The 26,275-nt window shown below is 65.3% G+C and carries 21 protein-coding genes and 1 pseudogene; 2 read left to right on the top strand and 20 right to left on the bottom strand.

Translation table 11 applies throughout. The features are described from left to right. Window positions 1–98: 98 nt before the first annotated feature. From HNP55_RS13045 to scpA, 17 genes are all read right to left on the bottom strand, one after another. Window positions 99–2,753 carry a FimV/HubP family polar landmark protein gene (locus HNP55_RS13045; protein WP_246448394.1) on the bottom strand — a complete coding sequence of 885 codons (2,655 nt, stop codon included), beginning with the start codon at window positions 2,751–2,753 and terminating at the stop codon, window positions 99–101. A gap of 388 nt (window positions 2,754–3,141) precedes the next feature. Beyond that, window positions 3,142–4,272: an aspartate-semialdehyde dehydrogenase gene (asd, locus tag HNP55_RS13040; protein ID WP_184299975.1), complete on the bottom strand. Its 1,131-nt coding sequence runs from the start codon at window positions 4,270–4,272 to the stop codon at window positions 3,142–3,144. Window positions 4,273–4,374: 102 nt separating this feature from the next. Then, window positions 4,375–5,478: a 3-isopropylmalate dehydrogenase gene (gene leuB, locus HNP55_RS13035; protein WP_184299974.1), complete on the bottom strand. Its 1,104-nt coding sequence runs from the start codon at window positions 5,476–5,478 to the stop codon at window positions 4,375–4,377. A 17-nt stretch (window positions 5,479–5,495) separates the two neighbouring features. Continuing rightward, window positions 5,496–6,146, bottom strand: coding sequence for a 3-isopropylmalate dehydratase small subunit (leuD, locus tag HNP55_RS13030; protein ID WP_184299972.1), 651 nt, complete (start codon window positions 6,144–6,146; stop codon window positions 5,496–5,498). 33 nt (window positions 6,147–6,179) lie between these two features. Continuing rightward, the gene (locus HNP55_RS13025; RefSeq protein WP_184299970.1) at window positions 6,180–6,317 is read right to left on the bottom strand and encodes an entericidin A/B family lipoprotein; all 138 of its coding nucleotides are present in this window, start codon (window positions 6,315–6,317) and stop codon (window positions 6,180–6,182) included. A gap of 11 nt (window positions 6,318–6,328) precedes the next feature. Beyond that, complete coding sequence (gene leuC, locus HNP55_RS13020) at window positions 6,329–7,747, bottom strand: 3-isopropylmalate dehydratase large subunit (protein ID WP_184299968.1); 1,419 nt, start codon at window positions 7,745–7,747, stop codon at window positions 6,329–6,331. Beyond that, on the bottom strand, window positions 7,744–8,670 hold the full coding sequence (locus HNP55_RS13015) for a LysR substrate-binding domain-containing protein (RefSeq protein ID WP_184299966.1): 927 nt from the start codon (window positions 8,668–8,670) through the stop codon (window positions 7,744–7,746). The genes leuC and HNP55_RS13015 overlap by 4 nt, the downstream gene beginning before the upstream one ends. A gap of 75 nt (window positions 8,671–8,745) precedes the next feature. Then, the gene (locus HNP55_RS13010; protein ID WP_184299964.1) at window positions 8,746–9,210 is read right to left on the bottom strand and encodes a VOC family protein; all 465 of its coding nucleotides are present in this window, start codon (window positions 9,208–9,210) and stop codon (window positions 8,746–8,748) included. Window positions 9,211–9,245: 35 nt separating this feature from the next. Next, a complete protein-coding gene (locus HNP55_RS13005) occupies window positions 9,246–10,475 on the bottom strand; it encodes an FAD-dependent oxidoreductase (protein WP_184299962.1) in 1,230 nt (409 codons plus the stop codon). Beyond that, a complete protein-coding gene (locus HNP55_RS13000; protein ID WP_184299960.1) occupies window positions 10,468–12,543 on the bottom strand; it encodes an acetyl/propionyl/methylcrotonyl-CoA carboxylase subunit alpha in 2,076 nt (691 codons plus the stop codon). The genes HNP55_RS13005 and HNP55_RS13000 overlap by 8 nt, the downstream gene beginning before the upstream one ends. 160 nt (window positions 12,544–12,703) lie before the next feature. Next, window positions 12,704–13,387, bottom strand: a complete 684-nt coding sequence (locus HNP55_RS12995; protein ID WP_184299958.1) for a hypothetical protein — start codon at window positions 13,385–13,387, stop codon at window positions 12,704–12,706. Window positions 13,388–13,398: 11 nt separating this feature from the next. Further along, the gene (locus tag HNP55_RS12990) at window positions 13,399–14,940 is read right to left on the bottom strand and encodes an acyl-CoA carboxylase subunit beta (protein WP_184299956.1); all 1,542 of its coding nucleotides are present in this window, start codon (window positions 14,938–14,940) and stop codon (window positions 13,399–13,401) included. Continuing rightward, window positions 14,933–15,943, bottom strand: coding sequence for a methylmalonyl Co-A mutase-associated GTPase MeaB (meaB, locus tag HNP55_RS12985; protein WP_184299954.1), 1,011 nt, complete (start codon window positions 15,941–15,943; stop codon window positions 14,933–14,935). The genes HNP55_RS12990 and meaB overlap by 8 nt, the downstream gene beginning before the upstream one ends. Further along, complete coding sequence (locus HNP55_RS12980) at window positions 15,940–16,398, bottom strand: GNAT family N-acetyltransferase (RefSeq protein ID WP_246448393.1); 459 nt, start codon at window positions 16,396–16,398, stop codon at window positions 15,940–15,942. The genes meaB and HNP55_RS12980 overlap by 4 nt, the downstream gene beginning before the upstream one ends. An 11-nt stretch (window positions 16,399–16,409) precedes the next feature. Beyond that, on the bottom strand, window positions 16,410–16,826 hold the full coding sequence (locus tag HNP55_RS12975; RefSeq protein WP_184299952.1) for a type II toxin-antitoxin system VapC family toxin: 417 nt from the start codon (window positions 16,824–16,826) through the stop codon (window positions 16,410–16,412). Further along, window positions 16,826–17,161: a CopG family transcriptional regulator gene (locus tag HNP55_RS12970; protein WP_184299950.1), complete on the bottom strand. Its 336-nt coding sequence runs from the start codon at window positions 17,159–17,161 to the stop codon at window positions 16,826–16,828. The genes HNP55_RS12975 and HNP55_RS12970 overlap by 1 nt, the downstream gene beginning before the upstream one ends. A 52-nt stretch (window positions 17,162–17,213) precedes the next feature. Next, window positions 17,214–19,412, bottom strand: a complete 2,199-nt coding sequence (scpA, locus tag HNP55_RS12965) for a methylmalonyl-CoA mutase (RefSeq protein ID WP_184299948.1) — start codon at window positions 19,410–19,412, stop codon at window positions 17,214–17,216. A gap of 111 nt (window positions 19,413–19,523) precedes the next feature. Here scpA and HNP55_RS12960 point away from each other — a divergent pair, with 111 nt between their 5' ends. Then, complete coding sequence (locus tag HNP55_RS12960) at window positions 19,524–20,180, top strand: GntR family transcriptional regulator (protein WP_184299946.1); 657 nt, start codon at window positions 19,524–19,526, stop codon at window positions 20,178–20,180. Here the strand turns inward: HNP55_RS12960 and HNP55_RS12955 are convergent, their stop codons facing one another. The 3 genes from HNP55_RS12955 to HNP55_RS12945 all read right to left on the bottom strand — a co-directional run bounded on the left by HNP55_RS12955 (window position 20,181) and on the right by HNP55_RS12945 (window position 23,344). Then, window positions 20,181–21,530, bottom strand: coding sequence for a methyltransferase domain-containing protein (locus HNP55_RS12955; protein ID WP_184299944.1), 1,350 nt, complete (start codon window positions 21,528–21,530; stop codon window positions 20,181–20,183). Between the two features lie 12 nt (window positions 21,531–21,542). Then, the gene (locus HNP55_RS12950) at window positions 21,543–22,187 is read right to left on the bottom strand and encodes an acyltransferase (RefSeq protein WP_184299941.1); all 645 of its coding nucleotides are present in this window, start codon (window positions 22,185–22,187) and stop codon (window positions 21,543–21,545) included. Window positions 22,188–22,387: 200 nt separating this feature from the next. Further along, the gene (locus tag HNP55_RS12945; RefSeq protein ID WP_184299939.1) at window positions 22,388–23,344 is read right to left on the bottom strand and encodes a glycosyltransferase family 2 protein; all 957 of its coding nucleotides are present in this window, start codon (window positions 23,342–23,344) and stop codon (window positions 22,388–22,390) included. A 384-nt stretch (window positions 23,345–23,728) separates the two neighbouring features. Here HNP55_RS12945 and HNP55_RS24685 point away from each other — a divergent pair. Then, window positions 23,729–26,275: pseudogene (locus HNP55_RS24685) on the top strand (hypothetical protein); the annotation flags it as partial.

Here is a 26,275-nt window from a genome sequence, read left to right as displayed (position 1 = left end):
CCCTCCTCTTTGCGATTGCCGTCACTCATCGTCGCCTGGTCCCAAATGAAAAAAGGCGCTCGTGCATCGAGCGCCTTTTGCAGTGCTGATCGCCGCGATTATCGCAACTCGTCCAGCATGGCTTGCGCCTTGTCACGCAGGGCGCCACCGGACTTGGCGATCAACTCCTGCAGCACCTCGCGAGCCCCTTCGGTGTCGCCGATCTGGCGGAATTCGTCGGCCAGCTCCAGCTGACGCATCAGCGGGTCGCCCTCGTCATCGGCCAGAGCATCCTGGGCCTGGGCCAGATGATCGACCGGCGCCTGCAGCTCGGCCGCGGCCTGCTGGTTCAGCATGCCCTCGAACTCCAGCGGCAAATCGCCATCAAAGGCCGAGGACTCGGCGGCAGGGATGGGCTCCGGCGCATGCGCCAGCGTTTCGGGGCCGTGGCTGTCGGGCAGGGAGAGGTCGATGGAGGACAGATCAAAGTCCAGGGCGCCACCCTGCTCCGGCGCCGGCTTGTCAGCCGCGTCCAGGGGCAGATCCAGGTCGAATTCCAGATCGCCCGAGCTGTCGGGCGTCACCCGGGCCGCGGGAGCTTCGGGTTCGGACAGATCAAAGTCCATGGACAGCGGCGCTTGCTCCACACTGGTGGCCATGGCTTGGGTGGCCTGCATGGCAAGGGGCGAGGCCGGGGCCGGTGTGGGCGCACCCAGATCCAGATCGAGGTCCAGATCGAAGCCACTGGCCGGGCCGGTGTCAGCCACCGGACGGCTCAAGGCCTCGGTGGGATGGGTGCCGGTGCTCGCCGTGTAGGGCAAGGTGCTGGCATTCATGGGCTCGGGCCGCTCTTCATGGCTGCCATCCAGCTGCGTAGGCGCACCGCCCGGCTGGTAGAGCGGATTGTCCGGATCGATCTGGCGGCCCAGCTCCTGAGCCTTGGCCCAGTCCTCGCCCGCGCCCTGGGTTTCGGCAAACAGCTGGATGGCCAACTGCTCAAAGCCCTTGGTGTCGCGGCGCTTGGCGTAGACCTCCAGCAACTTGAGGCGGATGGCCAGGCGCTCGGGGTTGGCACGCAGCGCTTCCTTGAGGATTTCCTCGGCCTGCAGATCGCGGCCATAGGCCAGATAGACATCAGCCTCGGCCACCGGATCCACATCGCCGATGGCGTCCAGCTGACTCAGGGAGTAATTCATCGATGAGCCGACACCGGCCGACTCCCGCGTGTCCACTCTTGCGCCGCCGGTAGCACCGAAGAAGGAGTCGGGCTGCACACGGCTTTCATGGAAGCCGGTGTCGGGCTTGCTGGCGTCCTTGCGACCGCGCAAGCGATAAAGACCCAGAGCGCCCAGGGCGGCAATCAAGGCACCACCCAGGGGCAGCAGCAAGGAGTTGTCCAGCAACTGGTCGATCAGGCCGGGCTCGGCCACCGGTGTTTCAGGCGGGGGGGCGAGCGCAGCGCTGGCGGCCGAAGCGGCCGGTTTGGCCGCGCTGGCCGCCGCGACACGGCTTGCGGCCGATGCTGGGGCCGAAGGCGCTTGGGCCGCCGGCAAAGCCAGGGCGGGCGCTGTCGTGGGCGAGGCGTCCACGGCGGGTTTGGCGGCCGCTGTTGCCGTGGCAGGGACTGCCGATGCGGCAGGCTTGGCCGCGCTGGAAAGCTTCTTCAACTCCTCCACATTGCGGCTCAACTCGGCCACCCGGGCGGCCGCGTCCTTCTGCTCGGTTTCCTTGGAGGCCTTGGCCACCTTGGCCGCCGCGGCATCGGCCGCGCTGGCGGCCTTGCTGAGCGTCAACTTGTCGGGCGCGGTATTGGCGGCGGGCTTTTTATCCTCCACCGCGGTCTGCACCTGGCCCTTGGCCTGGCGTTCATTGTGTTCTTGCTTGAGCGTGGGTGCGGCCGCACCCAGGCGCTGGCGGTAGGCGCTGAAATCCGTGCTCTGCGCGCGTATCACCTGGCGCGCCTCGGCGGGCGTCAGGCCGGCCAGGCTGTCGCCAGCCGGCACCTGCAAAACGGCACCGGACTTCAGGCGATTCATATTGCCGTCGACAAAGGCGTCCGGATTATTGCGATAGAGGCCGACCAGCATCTGGTCCAGGGAGACACCGGCGGGCTGAGTCTTGACCGCGATGCGGTAAAGCACATCTCCGGGCTTGACCTTGTATTCGCTGGCGGCCGGTGCTTTTTCGGCCGCGGCCGGAGCCGGACGGGCAGGCTTCGGCGCGGTTTCAACGCGCGGCTTGGGCTCGGCCTTGCTGCGGGACGCAGCCTCGCTGGACGCGGCCACCGGCGCCAGCGGCGCGGGCGCGGGCGCCTGGGCGAACACGGGCGAGGCAATCGTAGCGGGCGCCGGGCTGGCCGGGCGGCTGGCGGCCGGCGGATCGAACAACAAGGTGTACTCACGCACCAGACGACCGCTGGCCCAGGTCAGCTCCAGAATCACATCGACAAAAGGCTCTTGCACCGCACGGTCGCTGCTGACGCGCAGATAAGACTTGCCATCGCGCCGGGTGACCTGCACCTGGGTGCCGGCCAAGACGCTGTTGTATTCCACACCGGTGGCCCGATAAGCATCGGGCGGTGCCACGCGAACCTTGAGGCTGCCGGCTTCTTCGGCCGTGAGGCTGGTGATATCGATCTCGGCCTTGAGCGTTTCACCCAGGGCCGACTGAACCGTCAAACGCCCCAGACCCAGGGCGGCAGCACCGGTGCTGGCCAGCAGCAGCGCGGCAGCGGCGATATGAGAAAGGGCGAAACGCCCGAAACATGGCCCCAAGGGCGCGGCCAATGAGCCAATTGAGCGGCCCGGGCCCGAATTCCCTAACACCTCAGGCATTGCGCTGGTACTTTTTTTCAAGGCGTCCCCCAAAGCAACAAAGCGGAACCCCAAGGGTTACCGCCCGTTTCATTGATCAATTCTCGGTTATCAACAGCGCTCACAAGCCCCTCCCGGTGCGCATACTGCATTCGTCGTGCAGCTGAAATTCTCAACTGCGGCAAGCATATACGCAACGAAGCTCAGGTAAAGCCGCATAAGCACTCTTGACGCCAAGCAGATTGAACACCGCCCACCCGGATGTCGCAATTGGACAACGGCCACCCAAACGCACATGGCGCAAGGCCGAGTCAGGACCCGGTCTTGCGCCACCCAGGCTTTCGGCCGATCAGTTCGCCAACAGAACGCGCAACATGCGGCGCAGCGGTTCGGCCGCGCCCCACAGCAACTGGTCACCGATGGTGAAGGCGCCCACATACTCGGGGCCCATGGCCAGCTTGCGGATGCGACCCACCGGGATGCCCATGGTGCCGGTGACGGCCACCGGGGTCAGATCCTTGATGGTGGCTTCGCGGGTATTGGGCACGACGCGCACCCACTCGTTGTCGGCCGCGATCATGGCCTCGATATCGGCCAGGGGCACGTCCGTCTTCAGCTTGAATGTCAGCGCCTGGCTGTGGCAGCGCATGGCGCCCACGCGCACGCAGAAACCGTCCACCGGAATAGCGCTGGAGCCAAAGCCCTCGCCCAGACCGAGGATCTTGTTGGTCTCGGCCATGCCTTTCCACTCTTCCTTGGACTGACCATTGCCCAGGTCCTTGTCGATCCAGGGGATCAGCGAGCCGCCCAGGGGCACGCCGAAATTGGCCGTTTCGGCCGCGCTCAGGCCACGCTGGGTGGCGGCGATCTGGCGGTCGATCTCGAGGATGGCGCTCTTGGGGTCGTCCAGCAGGCCGCGCACCGAGGCGTTCAGCGTGCCGTACTGGGTCAGCAGCTCACGCATATGCTGGGCGCCGCCGCCGCTGGCGGCCTGGTAGGTCTGGGTGCTCATCCACTCGACCAGGCCGGCCTTGTAGAGCGCGCCCACGCCCATCAGCATGCAGGAGACGGTGCAGTTGCCGCCCACCCAGTTCTTGCCGCCCTTGGCCAAGGCATCCTTGATCACGGGCATATTGACCGGATCCAGGATGATGACGGCGTCGGATTCCATACGCAGCGTGGAGGCGGCGTCGATCCAGTGGCCCTTCCAGCCGGCGGCGCGCAGCTTGGGGAAGACCTCGCTGGTGTAGTCGCCGCCCTGGGCGGTGATGATGATCTCGCAGCGCTTGAGCTGCTCGATGTCATACGCGCTTTGCAGCTTGCTTTCGTTCTTGGCCTGGGCCGGGGCGGCGCCGCCGGCGTTCGAGGTGCTGAAGAACAGCGGCTCGATCAAGTCAAAGTCTTTTTCCGCCGTCATGCGGTCCATCAGGACCGAACCGACCATGCCGCGCCAGCCCACCAATCCAACAAGTGTCGTCATCGCTTTTTACCTCTATCGCCCTAAAAAAGAAAAGTCTGCGGACTTCTTTCTTCCCCGGCCTGTGTCGCCGGGGGTGTAGGGGCGAGACAAACCGGAGCTGAACTAGCCCTTAATGGTTTTGGTCATGGTGGTGGTGGCCTTCAAAACCGAAACCACCGCATCACCCATCTCGCGCGTGCCCACCTTCTGGGTGCCCTCGCTCCAAATGTCTGGCGTGCGCAGACCTTGGGCCAATACAGCGGCAACAGCCGACTCGATACGAGCGGCAGCTTGGGGCTGGTTGAGGGAGAATTTGAGCATCATGGCAGCGGAGAGGATTGTAGCCAAAGGATTGGCGATCCCCTTGCCCGCGATATCGGGTGCGCTGCCATGGCTGGGCTCGTACAGGCCTTTGTTGTGCTTGTCCAACGAGGCCGAGGGCAGCATGCCGATGGAGCCGGTCAGCATGGCCGCCGCATCCGAAAGAATGTCGCCGAACATATTGCCCGTCACCATCACGTCAAAGCGCTTGGGCGCCTTGACCAGTTGCATGGCGGCGTTGTCCACATACATATGGTCCAGCTCCACGTCCGGGTATTCGGCGTGAACCTCGATCATCACGTCCTTCCAGAACTGGAAGGTCTCCAGCACATTGGCCTTGTCCACGCTGGTGACGCGGCCGCCGCGCTTGCGGGCGGCCTGGAAGGCGACATGCGCGATGCGCTCTATCTCCGGGCGCGAGTAGCGCATGGTGTCGAAAGCCTCTTCGCTTCCGGGGAAATGCCCGTCCACCGCCGTGCGGCGGCCGCGCGGCTGGCCGAAGTAGATGTCGCCGGTGAGCTCGCGGATGATGAGAATGTCCAGGCCCGCCACCAACTCGGGCTTGAGGCTGGAGGCGTGCGTCAGCTCCGGGTAGCAGATGGCGGGGCGGAAGTTGGCGAACAGGCCCAGCTCCTTGCGCAAGCCCAGAATGGCTTGCTCGGGGCGCAGGGGGCGATCCAGCTTGTCATACTTCCAGTCGCCCACGGCGCCGAACAAAATGGCGTCGGCGTCCTTGGCCAGCTGCAGCGTCGAGTCGGGCAAGGGGTGGCCCGAAGCCTCGTAGGCCGCGCCGCCCACCGGCGCCTGCTCCAGCTCCAGCGGCAGGTCCAGCACCTGCAAAACCTTGACCGCCTCGGCGACGATCTCGGTGCCAATGCCGTCACCCGGCAGAACTGCGATTTTCATGGCTTGATTTCCTTGTTTTAGCCGGCGAGGCGATGGTTCAACCAGGGCTTGGCGGCGATGCGCTCGGCCTCGTAACTGCGGATCTTGTCGGCATAGCGCAGGGTCAGGCCGATATCGTCATAGCCGCCCAGCAAGCAGTATTTGCGAAAGGCCTGCACCTCAAAAGGCAGCTCGGTGCCATCCGGCTTGACAACCACCTGACGCTCCAGATCCACGGTCAATTGATAAGCCGGGAAGGCATGCACCTCGTCGAACAGACGCGCCACCTGGGCCTCCGGCAGGACGATGGGCAGGATGCCGTTCTTGAAGCAGTTGTTGAAAAAGATGTCGGCAAAGCTGGGCGCGATCAGGGCACGGAAGCCGTACTGCGCCAGCGCCCAAGGCGCGTGCTCGCGGCTGGAGCCGCAGCCGAAATTGCTGCGCGCCAACAGCACCGAGGCGCCCTGGTAGCGCGGCTGGTTCAGCACAAAATCCGGGTTAGGCCGGCGGCTGGCCGGATCCTGGCCGGGCTCGCCGGCGTCCAGATAGCGCCATTCATCGAAGAGATTGGGGCCGAAGCCCGAGCGCTTGATCGACTTCAGGAATTGTTTGGGAATGATCGCGTCGGTGTCGACGTTCTCGCGGTCCATGGGCGCGACAAGGCCCTTGAGCACGGTAAATTTTTCCATCGCATTCTCCTTGGGGGGCGGGGCCGCCCCCGGTCATTTCTTCTTCGTGCTGTCTTCGATCTTCTCGCCCACTTTTTGCAAGTCGCGACCAAAACCGTTGACGGTATTGCAACCCACCAAGGGCGCCAGCAAGGCCAGGCCCAGCACGCACAGCAGCAGCTTTTTCTTCATGCTTTGACTCCTCAGACGAGACGGCGCACGTCGACGAAATGCCCTTGCATGGCCGCCGCCGCCGCCATCGCGGGGCTGACCAGATGGGTGCGGCCGCCGGCGCCCTGACGGCCTTCGAAATTGCGGTTGCTGGTGGAGGCGCAGCGCTCGCCCGGCTCCAGGCGGTCGGCATTCATGGCCAGGCACATGGAGCAACCCGGCTCGCGCCACTCGAAGCCCGCGCCCTTGAAGATCAGATCCAGGCCTTCGGCTTCTGCTTGCGCCTTGACCAGACCTGAGCCCGGCACCACCAGGGCCAGCTTGACATTGGCGGCCAGGCGGCCGCCGATGCGGCGCACCACGCTTGCGGCCTCGCGCATGTCCTCGATGCGGCTATTGGTGCAGGACCCGATGAAGACCTTGTCGATGTGGATATCGGCCAGCGCCTTATTGGGCTCCAGGGCCATGTATTGCAGGGCACGCTCGATGGCGCCGCGCTTGACATCGTCTTTTTCCTTGTCGGGGTCGGGCACGCGCTCGTCGATGGCCAGCACCATCTCGGGCGAGGTGCCCCAGGTGACCTGGGGGCGAATATCGGCCGCGTTCAACTCGACCACCGCGTCAAACTTGGCGCCTGCGTCGGAATGCAGGCCGCGCCAGTACTGCATGGCCTGCGCCAGTTCCACGCCGGTGGGGGTGAAGGGGCGGCCCAAGACGTAGTTGAGCGTGGTCTCGTCCACCGCGATCAGGCCGGCGCGGGCGCCGGCCTCGATGGCCATATTGCAGACCGTCATGCGCCCTTCCATGCTAAGAGCGCGGATGGCCGAGCCGCCGAACTCGATGGTGTAACCCGTGCCGCCTGCGGTCCCTATCTTGCCGATGATGGCCAGCACGATGTCCTTGGCGCCCACGCCCGGGGCGCATTGGCCTTCCACCTTGATCAGCATGTTTTTGGCCTTCTTGGCCAGCAAGGTCTGGGTGGCCAGCACATGCTCGACCTCGGAGGTGCCGATGCCATGGGCCAGGGCGCCGAAAGCGCCGTGGGTGGAGGTGTGGCTGTCGCCGCAGACCACCGTCATGCCCGGCAAGGTGGCGCCCTGCTCCGGGCCGATGACGTGGACGATGCCCTGGCGCCGGTCGCTCATCTTGAACTGGGTCAGGCCGAAGCGGTCGCAGTTCTGATCCAGGGTGTCGACCTGCAGCTTGGAGATGGGGTCGGCAATACCGCCGCTGCGCTCGGTGGTGGGCACATTGTGGTCGCTGACCGCCAGATTGGCGGAGATGCGCCAGAGCTTGCGGCCGGCCAGGTCCAGGCCCTCGAAGGCTTGTGGGCTGGTGACCTCGTGCAAGAGGTGGCGGTCGATGTAGAGCACGGTCGTGCCGTCCTCTTCCACATGGACGATATGCTCGTCCCAGAGCTTGTCGTAGAGGGTACGTGGGCTAGCGCTCATGCTGGCTTCCTTGCTTTTTCGGTGGGTTCAATGGTCTTGGATTGCGGGCACAAGGCCTCGACAAAGCGTTGCAAGACGGTGGGCAGGCGTTCCTGCCGGGCCACGCCCAGGCAGTAATCGCGCGCGCCCCAGGCCTCGTCCAGGCGCAAGAGGCGGACGGCAAAAATACGGGAGAAGCGCTCGGCCGGCCCCTCGGGCAGCACGGCCACGCCCAGGCCGGCCTCGACCAACTGGGCGATGGCGTCAAAGCCGCGCACCTGCAGGCGGGCGTTCAGCGTGCGGCCACGGGCCAGGGCCTGCTCGCGCATCAACTCCTGGGCGGAGGCGCCGGCATGCAGGCCGATCAGGTCGTAGTCCAGCAAATCGCTGAAAGACACGGCCGAGCGGGCGGCCAGCTCGTGGCCGGCCGGCACCAGCACGGCCAGGCGGGCGTCGCGGTAAAACCAGTGCTGCAGGCGGTTGTCCAGCAAGGGGGGCGTGAACACACCCACATCGGCCCGGCCCTCGGCCACGGCGGCCTGCACCTCGGCGCTGGTCAAATCTTCCAGGCTGATGCGGATTTGCGGATGGGCTTGCGAGAAGGCCGCCAGATCGGCCGGCAGGCATTCGGCAATCGCCCCGCTATTGGCGGCGATGCGCAGATGGCCCTTGATGCCGCGCGCGAACTCCATCACCTCGCTCTCCAGCGCATGCAAGGAGGCGTGCAGGGAGCGGATGTGGCGCACCAGGGCGCGGCAGGCCTCGGTGGGCTCGACGCCGCGGGCGCGGCGCTCAAACAGTTGCACGCCCAGGCGCGACTCCAGATCCGACACCCGCTTGCTGGCTGCCGCCAGGGCCAGATGCTCGCGCGCCGCCCCCTTGGTGATGGAGCGGTTCTGCTCTATCGCCAGGATGAGGTTGAGGGTGGTCAGGTCGAGTCGCACAGGCGAAGGATAACCCTTCGCCGATTAATTGGAACTGCGAGATTTACAAATAAAGCATTCGCTTTTCACGAATCCTCAGCCCAGGGCCGCGATCACCTCGGTCGGTGCCTGCACCAGCTCGATCAGCACGCCCTCCCCGGCAATCGGGAACTCGGCGCTGCTCTTGGGGTGGATGAAGCAGATGTCATAGCCCGCCGCCCCCTTGCGAATGCCGCCGGGCGCGAAGCGCACGCCATGGGCCGTCATCCAGTCCACCGCCGCCGGCAAATCGTCCACCCACAGGCCCACATGGTTGAGCGGCGTGCTGTGCACGGCCGGCTTCTTCTCCGGGTCCAGTGGCTGCATCAGGTCGACCTCGACCTTGTGCGGGCCGCGGCCTACTGTGCAGATGTCCTCATCCACGTTCTCACGCTCCGAGACGAAGTTGCCGGTGACGGTCAGGCCCAGCACATCGACCCAGAGCTTGCGCAGGGCCGTCTTGTCTGGACCGCCGATGGCGATTTGCTGGATGCCGAGGATGCGATAGGGTTTTGGGCTCATGGTTTGCTCCAAGGATTAGAAAACAAGGCTGCGACTCATAGCTTCAAGCGCCCCCACAACCAGCCCGTCTTCACCCCGCTGAGCGTGGCGACGGATTGCTGATGGACAAAAGGCAGGCGCCCGCCCCAGCCAAAAAACCGGTCGCGCAGCCATGGCGCCAGGCGCTGATCGGACTGGAACATGGGCGTCAGCCCGCGGCTGGCCTGGGAATAAAAACGCAGATGGGCGCGGCGCTCATGGCTGTAGCGGGCCAACAGCGCAGGCCAGTCGAGCCGGCCCTGCCCTTGGCTGGCACAAAGCCTTGCCAGCACATGGGCATCGATCAAGGCCAGATTGGCGCCCTGCCCCAGTTGCGGGCTCATGCCATGGCCGCAGTCGCCGATGGCCAGCACCCGGCCCTGATGCCAGCGGGCCATCTGCACATCCGCGTAGCGCGCCTGGCGCAGCTGGGCCGGGTCCTGCAAGCCGGCCAAGAGGGGCTCGCACAGCGGCAGCAGATCCACCATCTCCCGCTTGAGTCGCTCCAGACCTTGCGCGCCGGCAGCCGCATGCCAAGCCTGCACCTCGGCCAGGGGCAGGCTCCAGAACAGATTGATGCCGGGCGCTGCCTCCGGCGCGTCGCCAAAATTTCGGCCGACGGGCATCAGACCCAGCATCTGCCGGGCGCCGCGAAAGCGCTGGCGCAGATCCAGCTCTGGAAATTGCGCCGGCCTGGGCAGCACCGTCCACAAGGCGCCGTAGGGGAAGACGCGGGCGCTCTGCTTGAGCTGCAGCTGCTCCCGCAGCCTGGAGAAGCTGCCATTGGCCAGCAGCAAGGCGGCATAGCTGCCCAGCGGCTGGCCGTCCGCAAACAAGCGCACCTCGTCGGCCTGCTGCTCGAACCGGCTGGGCGCCACGCCGCAATGCCAAGCCACGCCGCTGGCGCGCACCGCCTGCCACAAGACGCCCATCAAAGCCCCCCGCTGCAGCCCAAGGCCATAGGCCTGGGGCGAGAAGCGGCGGTAACTCATGTCCAGCACAGTGCGGCCGCTGGGGGTGTCGCCAAACAAACGGTCGACTTGCGCGCCCAGGCCCAGCAGCGGCTCCAGCAGGCCCAGGCCTTGCAAGACCTGCTGCCCCGTCGGCTGCAAAAGCAGGCCCGCGCCTATGGGCTGGGGCTCGGCCACCGCCTCGAACAGGTCGACGTCCAAGCCCAATCGACTCAGGCTCAGGGCCGCCGCGCAGCCCGCCACGCCCGCACCGACAATCGCGATGCGCTTATTCAAATCGCAGGATGGGCTGATCCACCGACAGGCTTTCGCCCGTCTTGGCCAGCACCTCGGCGATCTTGACGTCGCGTTCGGCGAGCAGGATGTTCTCCATCTTCATCGCCTCGATCACCGCCAGGCGCTCGCCGGCCTGCACGGTCTGGCCGGGCTGGGCCGCGATCTGCACCAGCAGGCCGGGCATGGGCGAGAGCAGGAATTTGCTGGTGTCCGGTGGCGCCTTGTAAGGCATCAAGGCCTGCAGTTCGGCGGCACGGGGCGAGAGCACCGTGACCTCCAGCCCCAAGCCGTTGTGGTTGATGCGATAGGCCAGCGGATTCTTGGCCGTGCCGCGCTCGGCCTGGGCGAAGAAGGGCTTGCCATTGACCGTGCCGCTCAGGCGGATGTCGGCCAGGCGCGAGGTGCATTCGATGCGGTACTCCCGCGCCCCGATGCGGATGGTGGCCTGACCGCTCTGGCCGGCATATTCCGACACATGGACGGCATGGCGCAAGACCTGACCCTTGCCCTGCTGCACCAGGGCGACGTAATCGCTGTCCAGCTGCACCTCGTGGCCCGCCATCTGGCCGCTGATGCCGGCGGCGCGCTCACGCGTCTTGCGGCGCACAAACACCGACAGCGCCACCAGGAAGAGCGGATCCTCGTGCGGCACATCCTCGGCGCGGAAACCCTCGGCGTAATGCTGATTGATAAAGCCGGTATTGAAGTTGCCGGACACAAAGTCCGCGTGCGCCAGCAGGGCCGATTGGAAGGGGATGTTGCTGGAGATGCCGCGGATCACAAAGCCGTTCAGGGCCTCGCGCATGCGGGCAATCGCCTCGGCACGGTCGCGTCCATGCACGATCAGCTTGGCGATCATGGAGTCGTAGAACATCGGGATCTCGCCGCCCTCGTAGACGCCGGTGTCCACCCGCACGCCGCCGAATTGGCCGTGAGCGTAAGCCTCGCCCTGCAGGGTCTCGCGCCCCTGCTCCAGCACGGCCGCGGGCGGCTGGTAGCGCACCAGGCGGCCGGTGGAGGGCAGGAAGTTGCGGAAGGGATCCTCGGCATTGATGCGGCACTCGATGGCCCAGCCCTCGCGCCGGAGGTCTTGCTGCTGGAAGGCCAGGGGCTCGCCGGCGGCCACGCGAATCATCTGCTCCACCAGGTCCAGGCCGGTGATGCATTCCGTCACCGGGTGTTCCACCTGCAGGCGGGTGTTCATCTCCAGAAAGTAAAAGCTCTGGTCCTTGCCGACCACAAACTCCACCGTGCCGGCGCTCTGGTATTTGACGGCTTTGGCCAGGGCCACGGCCTGTTCGCCCATGGCCTGGCGGGTGGCCTCGCTGATGAAGGGCGAAGGCGCTTCTTCGATTACCTTCTGGTGGCGACGCTGGATGGAGCATTCGCGCTCCCACAGATAGAGCACATTGCCTTGCGAGTCGCCCAGCACCTGGATCTCGATATGGCGCGGCTCCTCGACAAACTTCTCCATGAAGACGCGGTCGTCGCCAAAGCTGTTGCGAGCCTCGTTACGGCAGCTGCTGAAACCCTCGAAACATTCCTTGTCATTGAAGGCCACGCGCAAGCCCTTGCCGCCACCGCCGGCGCTGGCCTTGATCATCACCGGATAGCCTATGCCCTGCGCGATCTTGACCGCCTCCTCGGGCGACAGAATCGGCTCGTTATGACCGGGAATGGTGTTGACCTGGGCCGCGCTCGCCAGCTTCTTGGAAGCGATCTTGTCGCCCATGGCCGCGATGGAGTGCGCCTTGGGGCCGATGAAGACCAGACCCTCGGCCTCGACCCGGCGGGCGAACTCCTCGTTCTCGCTCAGGAAGCCGTAGCCGGGGTGGATGGCCTGGGCGCCCGTGCTCTTGGCGGCGGCAATGATTTTGTCGGCCACCAGATAGGACTCGCGCGACGGTGCTGCGCCCAGCAGCACGGCCTCGTCGGCCAGCTCCACATGGCGGGCATCGCGGTCGGCCTCGGAGTAGACGGCCACCGTCTTGATGCCCATCTTCTGCACTGTCTTGATCACCCGGCAGGCGATTTCCCCGCGGTTGGCGATGAGTATCTTGTTAAACATTTTGAGCCTCCGCGGGGAATTCACCTGCACACCCGGCTGCGCCGGTCGTCATGCAATTTGTCGCTTGCGCGACCGCGCCTGCGGCGCGAGCACCCCGGTTCGCGATCAGAATCTTGTCAAACATGACTTGTCTCCAGCTTCAAGATTTCAATTTTTGAATTCACTTGGGCCACACCAGTCGCCCGGCCAGGCATTGCTCGGTCCAGTCGGCCACCCGCCTGTCTATCCAGGCTCGGCTCTCGCCCGTCTTGGGTGCCGGGCCCTGGTAGGCAAAAGCCAGCATCAAGGGCGCACGGCGGGCTTGTTCGCTGCCGTCGCCCAAGCCGTCATTGCGGCGCAGATCGGCCAAGGCTTCGTTGCGAGTTTGGCCGTCTACGCGGTAGAGCAAGACGACAGGCAGGGTCGCCAGATCGAACTCGCAGGCCGCCAGCCGGGGCAGCGCGGCCTCGCCGTAGATGCGCTGGGCGCAAGCCGCAAAGCCCTTGGCGGCCACGGCCTGGCTTTTGGCCTCGGTCCATTCGCTCTTGGCGGGGTCGCTAGCCTCGCCGATCTGCAGCCTGGCCTCGGCCAAGGCCGATTCGAGATCGCCGCCGTCCACCCCATGCTGCTGCGCCGCCTGGTCCAGGGCCTGGCGCGCCGCGGCATCACCCAGCACGGCGGGCGCGATCAGCAGGGACTGCTCCAGCGGCAAGGCATGGATGGCCACACAGGGCTTGGCCCGCGAGGGACTGGGCGCTGCCGGGCTGAATTGCGGTGGCTGCGCCCGGGCCTGCACATGGGTCAGCGCGCCCAGGGCGCTCAGACCCAACACAAGCGCGGGCTTGATCCAAGACTTGGGGTGCATGGAAACAGGCCTCACAGCGGCACGTTGCCGTGTTTGCGCCAGGGGTTTTCCAGCTTTTTGTCCTTCAGCATGGCCAGGCTGCGGCAGATGCGCTTGCGGGTCTCGTGCGGCTGGATCACATCGTCGATAAAGCCGCGAGCGCCGGCCACAAAGGGGTTGGCGAAGCGGGCTTTGTACTCGGCCTCCTTGGCGGCCAGCTTGGCCGGGTCGCCCTTGTCCTCGCGGAAGATGATTTCCACCGCTCCCTTGGCCCCCATCACGGCGATTTCGGCGTTAGGCCAGGCGAAGTTGACGTCGCCGCGCAGATGCTTGGAGCTCATCACGTCGTAGGCGCCGCCATAGGCCTTGCGGGTGATGACGGTGACCTTGGGCACGGTGCACTCGGCATAGGCGTAGAGCAGCTTGGCGCCATGCTTGATGATGCCGCCGTATTCCTGGCTGGTGCCGGGCATGAAGCCGGGCACGTCGACGAAGGTGATAACGGGGATGTTGAAGGCATCGCAGAAGCGCACAAAGCGCGCGGCCTTGATGGAGCTCTTGATGTCCAGGCAGCCCGCCAGCACCAGGGGCTGGTTGGCGACGATGCCCACCGTCTGGCCCTCCATGCGGGCAAAGCCGGTGATGATGTTCCTGGCGTACTCGGGCTGCAGCTCGAAGAAGTCGCCGTCGTCCACCACCTTCAACAACAGCTCCTTCATGTCGTAGGGCTTGTTGGCGTTGTCGGGCACCAGGGTGTCCAGCGAATAGTCCAGTCGGCCGGCCGGGTCGCCACCGTTGAAGCCGGGGCGGCAAGGGGCTTTCTCGCGGTTGTTCAGCGGCAGGTAGTTGAAGAAGCGGCGCAGCATCAGGATGGCTTCGACATCGTTGTCAAAGGCCAGATCGGCCACACCGCTCTTGGCCGTGTGGGTGGCAGCGCCGCCCAGCTCCTCGGCCGTCACCTCCTCGTGGGTGACGGTCTTCACCACCTCGGGACCGGTGACGAACATATAGCTGCTGTCCTTGACCATGAAGATGAAGTCCGTCATGGCCGGTGAGTAGACCGCGCCGCCGGCGCAGGGGCCCATGATCATGCTGATCTGCGGGATCACGCCCGAGGCCATCACATTGCGCTGGAACACGTCGGCATAACCGCCCAGCGAAGCGACACCCTCCTGGATGCGCGCACCGCCCGAATCGTTCAAGCCTATGACCGGAGCGCCGACCTTCATGGCCTGGTCCATCACCTTGCAGATCTTCTCGGCGTGCGACTCGCTGAGCGCCCCGCCGAAGACGGTGAAGTCCTGGCTGAAGCTGAAGGCCAGGCGGCCGTTGATCATGCCGTAGCCGGTCACCACGCCGTCGCCAGGGATCTTGTTGTCGGCCATGCCGAAGTCCACGCAGCGGTGCTCGACAAACATATCCCACTCTTCAAACGTGCCCTCGTCGAACAGCAGCTCCAGGCGCTCGCGGGCCGTCAGCTTGCCCTTGGCATGCTGGGCGGCGATGCGTTTCTCGCCGCCGCCCAGGCGCGCCTTGGCGCGCTTTTCTTCCAGCTGTTGTTGGATGTCATGCATGCTTGTCTCCAGAGTTTCTTTGAGCAAAAAGTGAGAGCAGTCGGCGCGCCGCGGTGGAGGCGGCGAGCTGGCCTTGCAGCACCTGGTCCATCGTAGGGCCCAGGGCCTGCCGTACCGCCGCATCGGCGGCAAATTCCTGTTTCAGCCCGGCCTGTATGCGATCCCACATCCAGGCCGTGGCCTGCTGGCGGCGCTTCTCGGCAAAGCGGCCATTGGCCCGGCCCAAGTCGCGGAACTCGCTGACCGCCGCCCAGAAACCGTCCAGGCCTTGGGCCTTCAGCGCGCTGAGTTGCAGCACGCGGGGATGCCACTGGGCCTGTGCCTCCTCATGGCCATGAAAGCCCAGCAGCCGCAGGCTGGACGTGATCTGGGCCTGCGCCCGGGTCGCAGCGTTCACATCCAGATCGGCCTTGTTGATGGCGACCAGATCGGCCAGCTCCATCACGCCTTTTTTGATGGCCTGCAAATCGTCGCCCGCATTGGGCAGTTGCAAGAGCACATACATATCCGTCATGCCGGCCACGGCGGTCTCGCTCTGGCCCACACCGACGGTTTCGACGATGACGATGTCATGGCCCGCCGCCTCGCAGACCAGCATGGCCTCGCGCGTTTTCTCGGCCACGCCACCCAGGGTGCCGCTGCTGGGGCTGGGGCGGATATAGGCGCGCTCGTCCATGGAGAGTTGCTCCATACGGGTCTTGTCACCCAGGATGGAGCCGCCCGAGACGCTGCTGGACGGGTCCACCGCCAGCACCGCCACGCGGTGGCCGCGCGCGATCAGGTAGAGGCCCAGAGCCTCGATAAAGGTGCTCTTGCCCACACCCGGCACACCGGAGATGCCCAGGCGCAAGGAGCGGCCGCTCAGCGGCAGGAGCTCGGTCAGCAAATCGTCGGCCGCCAGGCGGTGGTCGGGCCGGGTCGATTCCAGCAAGGTGATGGCCTTGGCCATGGCGCGGCGCTTGAGCGCGGCATCCGCCGATTGGAGCGCCAGGAACAAATTCATGCTCGCTGCTCCATGGCGGGGCTCCAACGGTATTCGTTATCAAACTCCCGCTGCTCCACCAGCCTGAATCCATGGCGCTGATAAAAATCGTTAGCCCGGCTGAGCTTGAGCGCAGCCAGGGTGATGTCGCAGCCGCTCGCGCGGGCTTGCTGCTTGATGCGATCCATCACCCAACTGCCGGCACCCTGGCTCTGCGAGCCGGGCTGCAGATAGAGATGGACCAGGCGCAAGACCTGGCCCTCGCTACGCGGCTTGAGGGTGAAAAAGCCGACTCTGCCGTCCTGCTCGGTGACGATGTGCTGCATGAAAGCGGGCTCGAAACCCTCCTGGAAACGCAGCCGCGCCCTCTCGGGGTCGAAGCGGCCGATGCGCTCCAGGCTCTCCTGCACGGCGGCGATGCGCAGGGCCAGCATGGGCTCAAAATCCTGCGCGATGACGGCCTCAAGTTTCCACATGGGTTCGGGTCTCAAAGAATCTCGAACGCTCGCCCGTCGGGCAGGCGGTAACGCGTGAAATCGGCGACATCCAGCGTCAGCACGGCCGTCACGCCGCTTTCCTGCGCCAGCCAGTACAGCGAGGCATCGGCCAGGTTCATCTCACGCTTGTGCAATTCGCTATAGCGTTGCATCCAGGGCAGCATGTCTTGCAGATGCGCTTGATCAAAGGGGTAGACCTGCACCGCGCCCTGGGCCACCCAGTCCAGCATGGCCAGGCGATGGCGCCCCGCCAGCAGATGGCTGGCCTCCACCACGCAGGGCCAGGTGGTGTAGAGCCGCAAGTCCAACTCGGGGTCAAACACCATCCCGTAATAGTGGTCGTGGGCGGGCTCGCGAGGATCGAACAAGGCGATCAGCGGACCGGCATCAAGCAGGGCAATGCGCATCAGCGGCCGGCCTTTTTCATGCTTTTGCCGGGCTTGGCCTTGGCAGTTGGCGGGCGGGCGGGCGCCAAGGGCTGGGCGGCCAGCCAATCGGCCGTGCTTTGCTCGTGTTTGGCACGCAGCCTGGCCTTCAGGGCCGAGTCGCCAAGCGGCTCGGTAGGCACCGGGTAATCGGCATATTTTTCCTGCACTGCCAGGTAGAGCCGGTGGGCGTCCTTGCGGCCCAGGGCGCGTTCGACCGCGTCGATGATGAATTGCGACTTGGTCACGCCCTGCCGCTTGGCGGCTTGCTCTAGCTCTTTTTCAAGCAAGGGATCCATGCGAACAGAAACAGCCATTTTTCGCTCCGTGGGTTGTATTACAAAAATACTGTAACACTTGGCGGAATTTTCAGGCCATTTCCAAAGCCTGGCGGATCTGCTCCAGCACATCCTTGGCGCTGGCCGGGATGGGGGTGCCGGGGCCGTAAATGCCTTTGACGCCGGACTCGTACAGAAACTCATAGTCCTGGGCCGGGATCACACCGCCGACGAAGACAATGATGTCCTCCGCCCCCTGGGCCTTCAGCGCCGCGATGATGGCCGGCACCAGGGTCTTGTGGCCGGCCGCCAGCGTGGAGATGCCGACCGCATGCACATCGTTCTCGATCGCCTGGCGGGCGCATTCCTCGGGGGTCTGGAACAGCGGGCCGATGTCCACATCAAAGCCCAGATCGGCATAGGCCGTGGCCACCACCTTGGCGCCGCGGTCATGGCCGTCCTGGCCCAGCTTGGCCACCATCACGCGCGGGCGGCGCCCCTGGGCCGCGGCGAAATCGCGGATCTCTTGCTGCAGCTTGGCCCAGCCTTCGGCGGAATCGTAGGCGGCGGCATAGACGCCGCTGACCTTTTGCGTATCGGCGCGGTGGCGGCCAAAAGCCACTTCCAGCGCATCGCTGATCTCGCCCACGGTTGCGCGCAAGCGGGTGGCCTGAATGGCCAGATCGAGCAGATTGCCCTGGCCGGACTTGCCCGCCTCGGTCAAGGCCGCCAGGGCCGCCTGCACCGCTGCACCGTCACGCGTGGCGCGGATCTGCTTCAGGCGGGCGATCTGGCCCTCACGCACCTTGACGTTATCCACGTCCAGAATCTCGATCGGGTCTTCCTTGGCCAGCTTGTATTTGTTGACGCCGACGATCACGTCCTTGCCCGAGTCGATGCGGGCCTGCTTCTCGGCCGCGCTGGCCTCGATCTTGAGCTTGGCCCAGCCGGAATCGACCGCCTTGACCATGCCGCCCATGGCCTCCACCTCCTCGATGATGGCCCAGGCCTTGTCGGCCATGTCTTGCGTGAGCGACTCCATCATGTAGCTGCCGGCCCAGGGGTCGATCACATTCGTGATGTGGGTCTCTTCCTGGATGATGAGCTGGGTGTTGCGGGCGATGCGGGATGAGAACTCGGTGGGCAGGGCAATCGCCTCGTCCAGCGAATTGGTGTGCAGCGATTGCGTGCCGCCGAAGACGGCGGCCATGGCCTCGATGGTGGTTCTAACCACATTGTTATAGGGATCCTGCTCGGTCAGCGACCAGCCCGAGGTCTGGCTGTGCGTGCGCAGCATCAGGCTCTTGGGATTCTTGGCGTCGAAGCCCTTCATGATGCGGCACCAGAGCAGGCGGGCGGCCCGCATCTTGGCGATCTCCAGATAGAAGTTCATGCCCACGGCCCAGAAAAAGCTCAGGCGCCCGGCGAACTCATCCACATCCATGCCCTTGGCGATGGCGGTCTTCACATACTCCTTGCCATCGGCCAGGGTGAAGGCCAGCTCCAGCGCCTGGTTGGCGCCGGCCTCTTGCATGTGATAGCCCGAGATCGAGATCGAGTTGAACTTGGGCATGTGCTGCGCCGTGTACTCGATGATGTCGCCGATGATCTTCATCGACGGCTCGGGCGGGTAGATATAGGTGTTGCGGACCATGAACTCCTTGAGGATGTCGTTCTGGATGGTGCCGCTCAATTTGTCTTGCGAGACGCCCTGCTCCTCCGCCGCCACCACATAGCCGGCCAAGACCGGCAGCACGGCGCCATTCATCGTCATGGACACCGACACCTTGTCCAGCGGAATCTCGTTGAAAAGGATCTTCATATCCTCCACCGAGTCGATCGCCACGCCGGCCTTGCCCACATCGCCGGTGACGCGCGGGTGGTCGCTGTCATAACCGCGGTGGGTGGCCAGATCGAAAGCCACCGACACGCCCTGCCCGCCCGCGGCCAAGGCCTTGCGGTAGAAGGCATTGCTGTCCTCAGCGGTCGAGAAGCCCGCGTACTGGCGAATCGTCCAGGGCCGCACCGCATACATGGTGGCTTGCGGGCCGCGCAGATAGGGCGCAAAACCGGGCAAGGTGTCGGCATGGGGCAGATGCGCGGTATCGGCCGCGGTGTAAAGCGGCTTGACGATCAGGCCTTCGGGCGTGTGCCAATCCAGGGCCGATACATCCCCGCCCGGCGCCGACTTGGCGGCCGCCTTTTGCCATTGCTCAAGACTCACCGAGGGGAACTCGGCCACAGCCTTGGCCGGGGACGCTGGAGATGCGGGGATATTGGAATCAGACATGAAAGGCTCCGGTCGCCCGGCAAATACCGCCGAGCTATCATTCATAATTATAAATTCAATAATGACGTCACTCTGACACACCCCGGACAAGCCGTTCCGCCCGACACCCCGATGAGCAGCCCCGCCGCCAAAGCCAGCCTCGCCCCCCGCGCGCTTTACCAAGAAGTCGCGGAACGCCTGCGCATGCAGATCTTCAATCGCGAACTGGAGCCGGGCAGCTGGATCGACGAGCTAAAGATCTGCCAGGAACTGGGCATCAGCCGCACGCCCTTGCGCGAGGCCCTCAAGGTGCTGGCCGCCGAAGGCCTGGTAACGATGAAGGTCAGGCGCGGTGCCTATGTGACCGAGATGTCCGAGCAAGATGTGCGCGAAGCCTATCAACTGCTGGCCCTGCTGGAAAGCGACGCCGCCGCCCGGGTCTGCCACTTGGCCAGCGAGGCGCAGCTACAGGAATTGCAGGCTTTGCACCGTGATCTGGAAGCGCAAACCGACGAGCACGCCGCTTTTTTTGCCGCCAACGAACGTTTTCATCTGCGCCTGCTGGAGATCGAAGGCAATCGCTGGCGCCAGCAAATCGTCACCGATCTGCGCCGGGTGATGAAACTCAATCGCCATCACTCGCTGTTCAAGCTAGGGCGTTTGCAGGAATCACTCGGCGAGCACCGAACTTTGATGCAAGCCATTAGCGCGCGCCAATCCGATGAGGTTGAGCGTTTGATGCGGGCGCATTTCGAGAATGGCTTGGCGGCGGCAAGCCCTGGCAAATGATCAAGCCGGCACCGCCCTCACCACATACTGCAGCGGCAAGGCATCGCGCTCGGCGCCATCGGGGTCGCGGCCCTGGGCCATGGCCATGGCACGGATGGCGGGCAGCACCTTGTCGCGGCCGGGCTCGTTGAAGATGCGCGGCACACCGGCCTCAATGCGCCAGCCGGCGGCCTGGAACAGCTCGAACAAGGTCACACGGGTGAACCAGCGCAGGTGGGTGCGATCCAGCAATCCCGTGCCTTCATAACGGAACTCGCCCACGGCCAGGCGCGCCTGTATGCTCCAGTGCTGCACATTGGGCACGCTGGCCACGATACAGGCATGGGCAGGTGCAATCTTGCGGATGCGGCTGAGCACGCGCCAGGGGTCGCGCAGATGCTCCAGCACATCACCAAAGATCCAGCAGTCGCGGTCGGCGTAGTCGCGGTAGAGCGATTCATCGGCGCCCTCGATGTCCAGGCTGACCATGCCGTCGCAATGGCGGGCCGCCATCTCGGCGGCCAAAGGGTCCAGTTCCAGCCCCAGATAGTGGGCCGCGGGCCGGGTCGTCTTGAAGGCATGGGCCAGGGAGCCGGTGCTGCAGCCCACCTCGATCAAGGTCTTGGCCTGGGCGGGGATCAAGGCCAGCAGGTCGGGGTTAAAGCCCTGGGCCGGCGCGGACTGAGGCTTTTGCGCCTGGCGGGCCTGCACCTCGGCCATCCACTCTTCGAGGTGGTAGCCGCCGGTGGCGCTGCTGGTGCCCTTGCCGAAGTGGTCGATATAGACCTTGCGCGTACCCATCAGCACATCGTTCATGGCCCAATCCACCTTGCGCAGCAAGCCTGATTGGCCCGCATCGTGCAAGGCCAGCATGGGCGCCACCATGGGCGCACCATGCTTGACGGGACGCGGCCATTGCTGCATGACCTCGATATTGCACAGCATGCAGGGCGGGTGCAGATAGGGCACGGCACCGTAGCCGTAGGCGATGTCAAAACCCTCGCGGTTCACATGGGCCACGCCGCCGGCGCCATAGTCGCCGGGGCGCAAGGCCTCGTCCAGCGACTCGATGAAGCCGGCCTGCAGCACAGCAACGTCGGTGTCCATGAACAAGACCCGGCCCTGCAGACCCAGATGGTCGATGGCCCAGGCCATGCCCGGGCCATGGTGGATGTTGTAGCCCATGGCATGCAGCTCCACCCGCTCGAACTGGGCCACGACCTCGCGGATGCGCGGCAGATGCTGCTCGTCCGAACCGTCCACCACATGAACGGTGTTGGGATAGAAGCGCCGCAGCGAGCCGAGCAGGCCTTGCAGCAACTCAGGCGCGTTGTAGGAAACGGTGACGATAGGGATTTGGTGGATGCTCATGGCAGGCTTGGCTTAGGAATTGGGGGTTTGTCCAAGAACAACAGCGGGGTTACCCATCACCACCGAGTTGGGCGGGGCCTCAAAACCGGGGCGCAGCACGGCGCCCGCCCCCACCACACAGCCCGCACCGAGCTTGACGCCCTTGAGCAGGGTGACGCGCGAGCCGATAAAGACCTGGTTGCCGATCTCGACCGCGGCCGGCCGCGGGTCGGGCTGGCGGCGCCGCTCAAGCACAAGGTCATGCGAGTTGCTGTCCATCACATGCAGCTCGGGGCCAATCAGGCAGTCGGCGCCGAAGCGGATGCTGGCGCCTTCGGAGATCAGCACACAGCGGTTGTTGAACACCGTGCCGGGGCCGACCTCGATCAGGGAGTCGGGCGTGCGCGCCTCCACATAGCTGGCCCCATAGCTGCCCGGCGAACGCGGCACGCCGAACACGGCGGTGGCCGCCACCCGGATGCGGCCCTGACCCTTGAAATGCGTGGGCGTCAACAGATTGAGCAGACGCCGCGCACCCGCCACTTCGACGATTTCCAGGCGCTGGCGCTCCGAGACATGGAAGAAATACTGCACCAGCAGCATGCGGGTCCAGGCGTCCAGATCGAGCGGATTGCTGCGTGAGATCAGGCCCAGCAAACGTTCATAACGTCTTTGCATTTCAGTTGTCCATTCTGTGTTCACGGCACCCGCGACGCATGAAACTGAGTATTGCGGGCCGAGCGCTGGGCCGCTCCCGAGCCGGCCCGCGCTGGCGATGTGCTTGGCGGTCGATCCGCCAAGCATCGCCGTCCCCTCGGGGGACCGACCAGGCTCGCCCGCGTCCAGCGGGGCGAGATTGGGCGAGGGGCAGTTTCATCTCAGAAGCCCTGCTCGCGAAGGTAGTGGGCCCAGGCCTGCTCGAACGCCTGCACCGCCTGCGCGTCGCCCTCGGCCATGCGCGCCAGGATGACACAAAAGGGCTGCATATCGGCCTGACTGGCATAACGCTGCAGCAACGCGGGTGCGATGCCGGCATAGCATTGGCGCGCCTGTTCCTTGTTAAGTTTGCCGATACGCTCGCCGCCCACGGCCAGGGCCACATAACCCAGGTGCGCCGCCTTCATGAATTTGCCGAACAACTGAGACGAATTATTGTCGCCACCGGTACGGAAATAACCCAGGCGGTCTTGGATATAGGCCACCGGCGCCTGCGTGCTGGCGGCCAGGAAATAACCCAGATCCCACAGCCCCGCATAAGACACATCGGCGAAGCGGGGCTCAAACAGAAGCGGCAGGGTTTCGGCCCGCATCACGCAATTGGAAAACTCGCCCAGCCAGTTGGTACACAGAGGCACGGTGCTCATGAACAGCACCTCATCGCTGAGCGAGAGCATGCGCTCGCGCGAGGCCGCCACACCTGCCGGCAGGGGTTGCACGCCGATGGGCTGGCCTTGTTCATTGGCCGTCCAGCGCCCGCTGATGCTGCAGGAGAAGCGGCCCGAGGCATGGGCTTGCAGATGGCGCTCGTAGAAGTCCGGGAACATCACGTCGTCGTCCAGCAACAGGTGGACCAGCTCGGAGCCCCCGCCCCACAGTCGCGCCAGATGTTTGAAGTTCTCATACGCCCCTTTGCGCGGGCCGGCATAAACCTCGATGGGCAGTTGCTGGCGCACCGCGCGCAAGGCCTCGCTGTCGAGCAAGGCGGTGTAGGCGCCGTCAGGGCTGTCGTCCGAGAACACGATGCGGTTGCTGGGCCGCGTCTGGCGCTGCAAGGAAACCAGCAACTCGACGATGTACTTGGTTTTGTAGGCCGGGATGAGAGTGGTGATTTTCATGCGTGCGGGCGCTGCTGCCGATTGGGCTCGTGAAGGGATTAGAGGGCTTGCCGCAATGGCTCAAGCGATGAATAGGCCTCACTAACTCAAGTTTTTGCCGGGATTGCCGAACAGGGCCCGCCCTAGCATCCCCACAACTTGCCTTCGGCACTGTGCCCCGCAGCCTGACTGCCACGGGAATTGTGCCAATGCAATCTCAAGTTACGGGCTGGTGGGCCGAAATCCCGACAGAACCGACAACTACGTTTTCCATGCAACTTGCCCATCGCGCGGTCGCAATAGCTGCTCCTCAGGGATCGCTCTTACATCGCGTATTGCCCAGGCAAGCCCAACATCACCACGGCTTGGGCCTGAGTGACCGAGCAATCCAACAGTGAGTCAAACATGGCATCTCTCATCACCAATCTGCCCAGCCAACAAATCGCCTTGCTGTCCACCGCCACCCTGGCGGGGCTGACCACCGAGGACTGGGCCGCATTCAACTCGGACCAGATTGCCGCCCTGAGCACCTCGCAGGTCGCCAGCCTGGGCACGTTTGCCATTCACTCACTGTCCAGCCAGCAACTCTCATTCTTCGAGACCAATGATTTGCGCGCGCTCAGCACGACCGCCCTGCGCGCGCTCGACACCGACCAGCTCGGCGCCCTCAGCTCCGACCAGATCGGCAGCCTGCGCACCCAGCAGATCGCGGCCCTGACCACCGCCCAGGTGCGCGGCCTCGCCAGCGATGACCTCAACGCCCTGGGCACCGACCAGTTCAAGGCCCTCACGACGGCCCAGATCGCCGCCCTGACGAGCACCCAGGTCAACACCTTGGAAAGCGACGACCTGCGCAGCCTCTCCAGCAGCCAGGTGCGTGCCCTGGGCTCCGAGCAGATTGCCGCGCTCTCCACCGACAATATCCAGGCCCTGCGCAGCGAGCAGGTGGCCACCCTCGGCACCGCGCAGATCAGGGGTTTGACCACCGACCAGATGGCAGCCATGCAGACCGAGGATGTGCGCGCCCTGGGCAGCGCACAGATCCAGAGCCTCTCCAGCAACCAGCTCGGCGCGATGGGCTCCGACCAATTCGCCGGCCTGACGACCAGCCAGGTCGCCGCCCTCAGCACCAGCCAGATTCGCAGCCTCAGCAGCGAGGACCTCAACGCCCTGGGAACCGACCAGTTCAAGGCCCTCTCCACGGCCCAGGTTGGCGCGCTCAGCACCATCCAGGTTTCGACACTGGAAAGCGACGATCTGCGCACCCTGGGCACGGCCCAGATACGCGCACTGGGCTCCGAGCACATCGCCGCCCTCAGCACCGACAACGTCCAGGCCTTGCGCAGCGAACAGCTGGGCGCCCTGACCACCGCCCAACCCAAGGGCCTGACGACCGACCAGATGGTGGCCTTGCAGACCGATGATCTGCGCGCCCTGGGCACGGCCCAGATCGCCGGCCTCTCCAGCAATCAGCTGGGCGCGCTGGGCTCCGACCAGTTCGCCGCCCTGACGACCACCCAGGTCGCCGCGCTCACCACGGCCCAGATCCGCAGCCTCAGCAGCGAGGATCTCAACGCCCTGGGCACCGACCAGTTCAAGGCCTTGAACTCGGCCCAGATCGGCGCGCTCGCGAGCGCCCAGGCTGCCACCTTGGAAAGCGATGACTTGCGGGCCCTGGGCACCCTGCAGATCCGCTCGCTGAACTCGGACCACATCGCCGCCCTCAGCACCGACAACGTCCAGGCCCTGCGCTCCGAGCAGGTCGGCGCCCTCACGACCGCCCAGATCAAGGGCCTGAGCACCGACCAGATGGTGGCCTTGCAGACCGATGATCTGCGCGCCCTGGGCACAGCCCAGGTCGCCGGCCTCTCCAGCAACCAGCTGGGCGCCATGGGTTCCGACCAATTCGCCGCCCTGCGCACCGAGCAGGCCGCCGCGCTGACGACCGCCCAGCTGCGCAGCCTCGCCAGCGAGGATCTCAACGCCCTGGGCACGGCCCAGTTCAAGGCCCTCTCCACGGCCCAGATCGCTGCCCTCGGCACGGCCCAGCTCGCCACGCTGGAAAGCGACGACCTGCGCACCCTCAGCACGGCCCAGTTGCGCGCCCTGGGTTCGGACCAGATCGCCGCCCTCTCCACCGACAATATCCAGGCCCTGCGCACGGAGCAGGCCGGTGCCCTCTCGACGGCCCAGCTCAAAGGCCTGAGCACCGACCAGATGGTGGCCCTGGATACCGACGATTTGCGCGCCCTCGGCAGCGCCCAGCTCAATAGCCTCTCCAGCAACCAGCTCGGCGCCCTGGGCTCGGCACAGTTCGCCGCCCTGACGACGAGCCAAGTGTCCACCCTCAGCACGGCCCAGCTGCGCAGCCTCGCCAGCGACGACCTCAATGCCCTGGGCACCGACCAGTTCAAGGCCCTGTCCACGGCCCAGATCGCTGCCCTCGGCAGCGCCCAGGTGGCCACGCTGGAAAGCGACGATGTGCGCGCCCTCGCCAGCCAACAGATCCGCGCCCTGGGCAGCGACCAAGTGGCCGCCCTCAGCACCGACAATATCCAGGCCTTGAAGAGCGAGCAGTTCGCCGCCCTGGCCAGCGCCCAGCTCAAAGGCCTGACGACCGACCAGATGGTGGCCTTGCAAACCGATGATCTGCGCGCCCTGGGCACGGCCCAGATCGCCGGCCTCTCCAGCAACCAGCTGGGCGCCATGGGCTCCGACCAGTTCGCCGCCCTGACGACAACGCAAGTCGCCGCGCTCACCACGAGCCAGGTCCGCAGCCTCGCCAGCGACGACCTCAATGCCCTGGGCACCGACCAGTTCAAGACCCTGGGCACGGCCCAGATCGCCGCGCTGAGCACGGCCCAGGTCGCCACGCTGGAAAGCGACGACCTGCGCACCCTGGGCAGCAACCAGATCCGCACCCTGGGCTCCGAGCACATCGCCGCCCTGACG

This window comes from Roseateles oligotrophus, assembly GCF_014204525.1.
In the GTDB taxonomy this organism is placed as follows: domain Bacteria; phylum Pseudomonadota; class Gammaproteobacteria; order Burkholderiales; family Burkholderiaceae_C; genus Paucibacter_A; species Paucibacter_A oligotrophus_A.
This window is presented reverse-complemented; position numbering and strand designations above follow the sequence as displayed.

Coding starts and splice junctions, on each gene's coding strand:
- HNP55_RS12955 (WP_184299944.1), bottom strand. CDS start 21,530: ATGAGCATCCACCAAATCCCTATCGTCACCGTTTCCTACAACGCGCCT.
- leuB (WP_184299974.1), bottom strand. CDS start 5,478: ATGAAAATCGCAGTTCTGCCGGGTGACGGCATTGGCACCGAGATCGTC.
- meaB (WP_184299954.1), bottom strand. CDS start 15,943: ATGAATTTGTTCCTGGCGCTCCAATCGGCGGATGCCGCGCTCAAGCGC.
- HNP55_RS13010 (WP_184299964.1), bottom strand. CDS start 9,210: ATGAGCCCAAAACCCTATCGCATCCTCGGCATCCAGCAAATCGCCATC.
- HNP55_RS13025 (WP_184299970.1), bottom strand. CDS start 6,317: ATGAAGAAAAAGCTGCTGCTGTGCGTGCTGGGCCTGGCCTTGCTGGCG.
- HNP55_RS13000 (WP_184299960.1), bottom strand. CDS start 12,543: ATGTTTAACAAGATACTCATCGCCAACCGCGGGGAAATCGCCTGCCGG.
- leuD (WP_184299972.1), bottom strand. CDS start 6,146: ATGGAAAAATTTACCGTGCTCAAGGGCCTTGTCGCGCCCATGGACCGC.
- HNP55_RS12960 (WP_184299946.1), top strand. CDS start 19,524: ATGAGCAGCCCCGCCGCCAAAGCCAGCCTCGCCCCCCGCGCGCTTTAC.
- HNP55_RS12995 (WP_184299958.1), bottom strand. CDS start 13,387: ATGCACCCCAAGTCTTGGATCAAGCCCGCGCTTGTGTTGGGTCTGAGC.
- asd (WP_184299975.1), bottom strand. CDS start 4,272: ATGACGACACTTGTTGGATTGGTGGGCTGGCGCGGCATGGTCGGTTCG.
- HNP55_RS12980 (WP_246448393.1), bottom strand. CDS start 16,398: ATGTGGAAACTTGAGGCCGTCATCGCGCAGGATTTTGAGCCCATGCTG.
- HNP55_RS12950 (WP_184299941.1), bottom strand. CDS start 22,187: ATGCAAAGACGTTATGAACGTTTGCTGGGCCTGATCTCACGCAGCAAT.
- scpA (WP_184299948.1), bottom strand. CDS start 19,412: ATGTCTGATTCCAATATCCCCGCATCTCCAGCGTCCCCGGCCAAGGCT.
- HNP55_RS12970 (WP_184299950.1), bottom strand. CDS start 17,161: ATGGCTGTTTCTGTTCGCATGGATCCCTTGCTTGAAAAAGAGCTAGAG.
- HNP55_RS12975 (WP_184299952.1), bottom strand. CDS start 16,826: ATGCGCATTGCCCTGCTTGATGCCGGTCCGCTGATCGCCTTGTTCGAT.
- HNP55_RS12945 (WP_184299939.1), bottom strand. CDS start 23,344: ATGAAAATCACCACTCTCATCCCGGCCTACAAAACCAAGTACATCGTC.
- HNP55_RS12990 (WP_184299956.1), bottom strand. CDS start 14,940: ATGCATGACATCCAACAACAGCTGGAAGAAAAGCGCGCCAAGGCGCGC.
- leuC (WP_184299968.1), bottom strand. CDS start 7,747: ATGAGCGCTAGCCCACGTACCCTCTACGACAAGCTCTGGGACGAGCAT.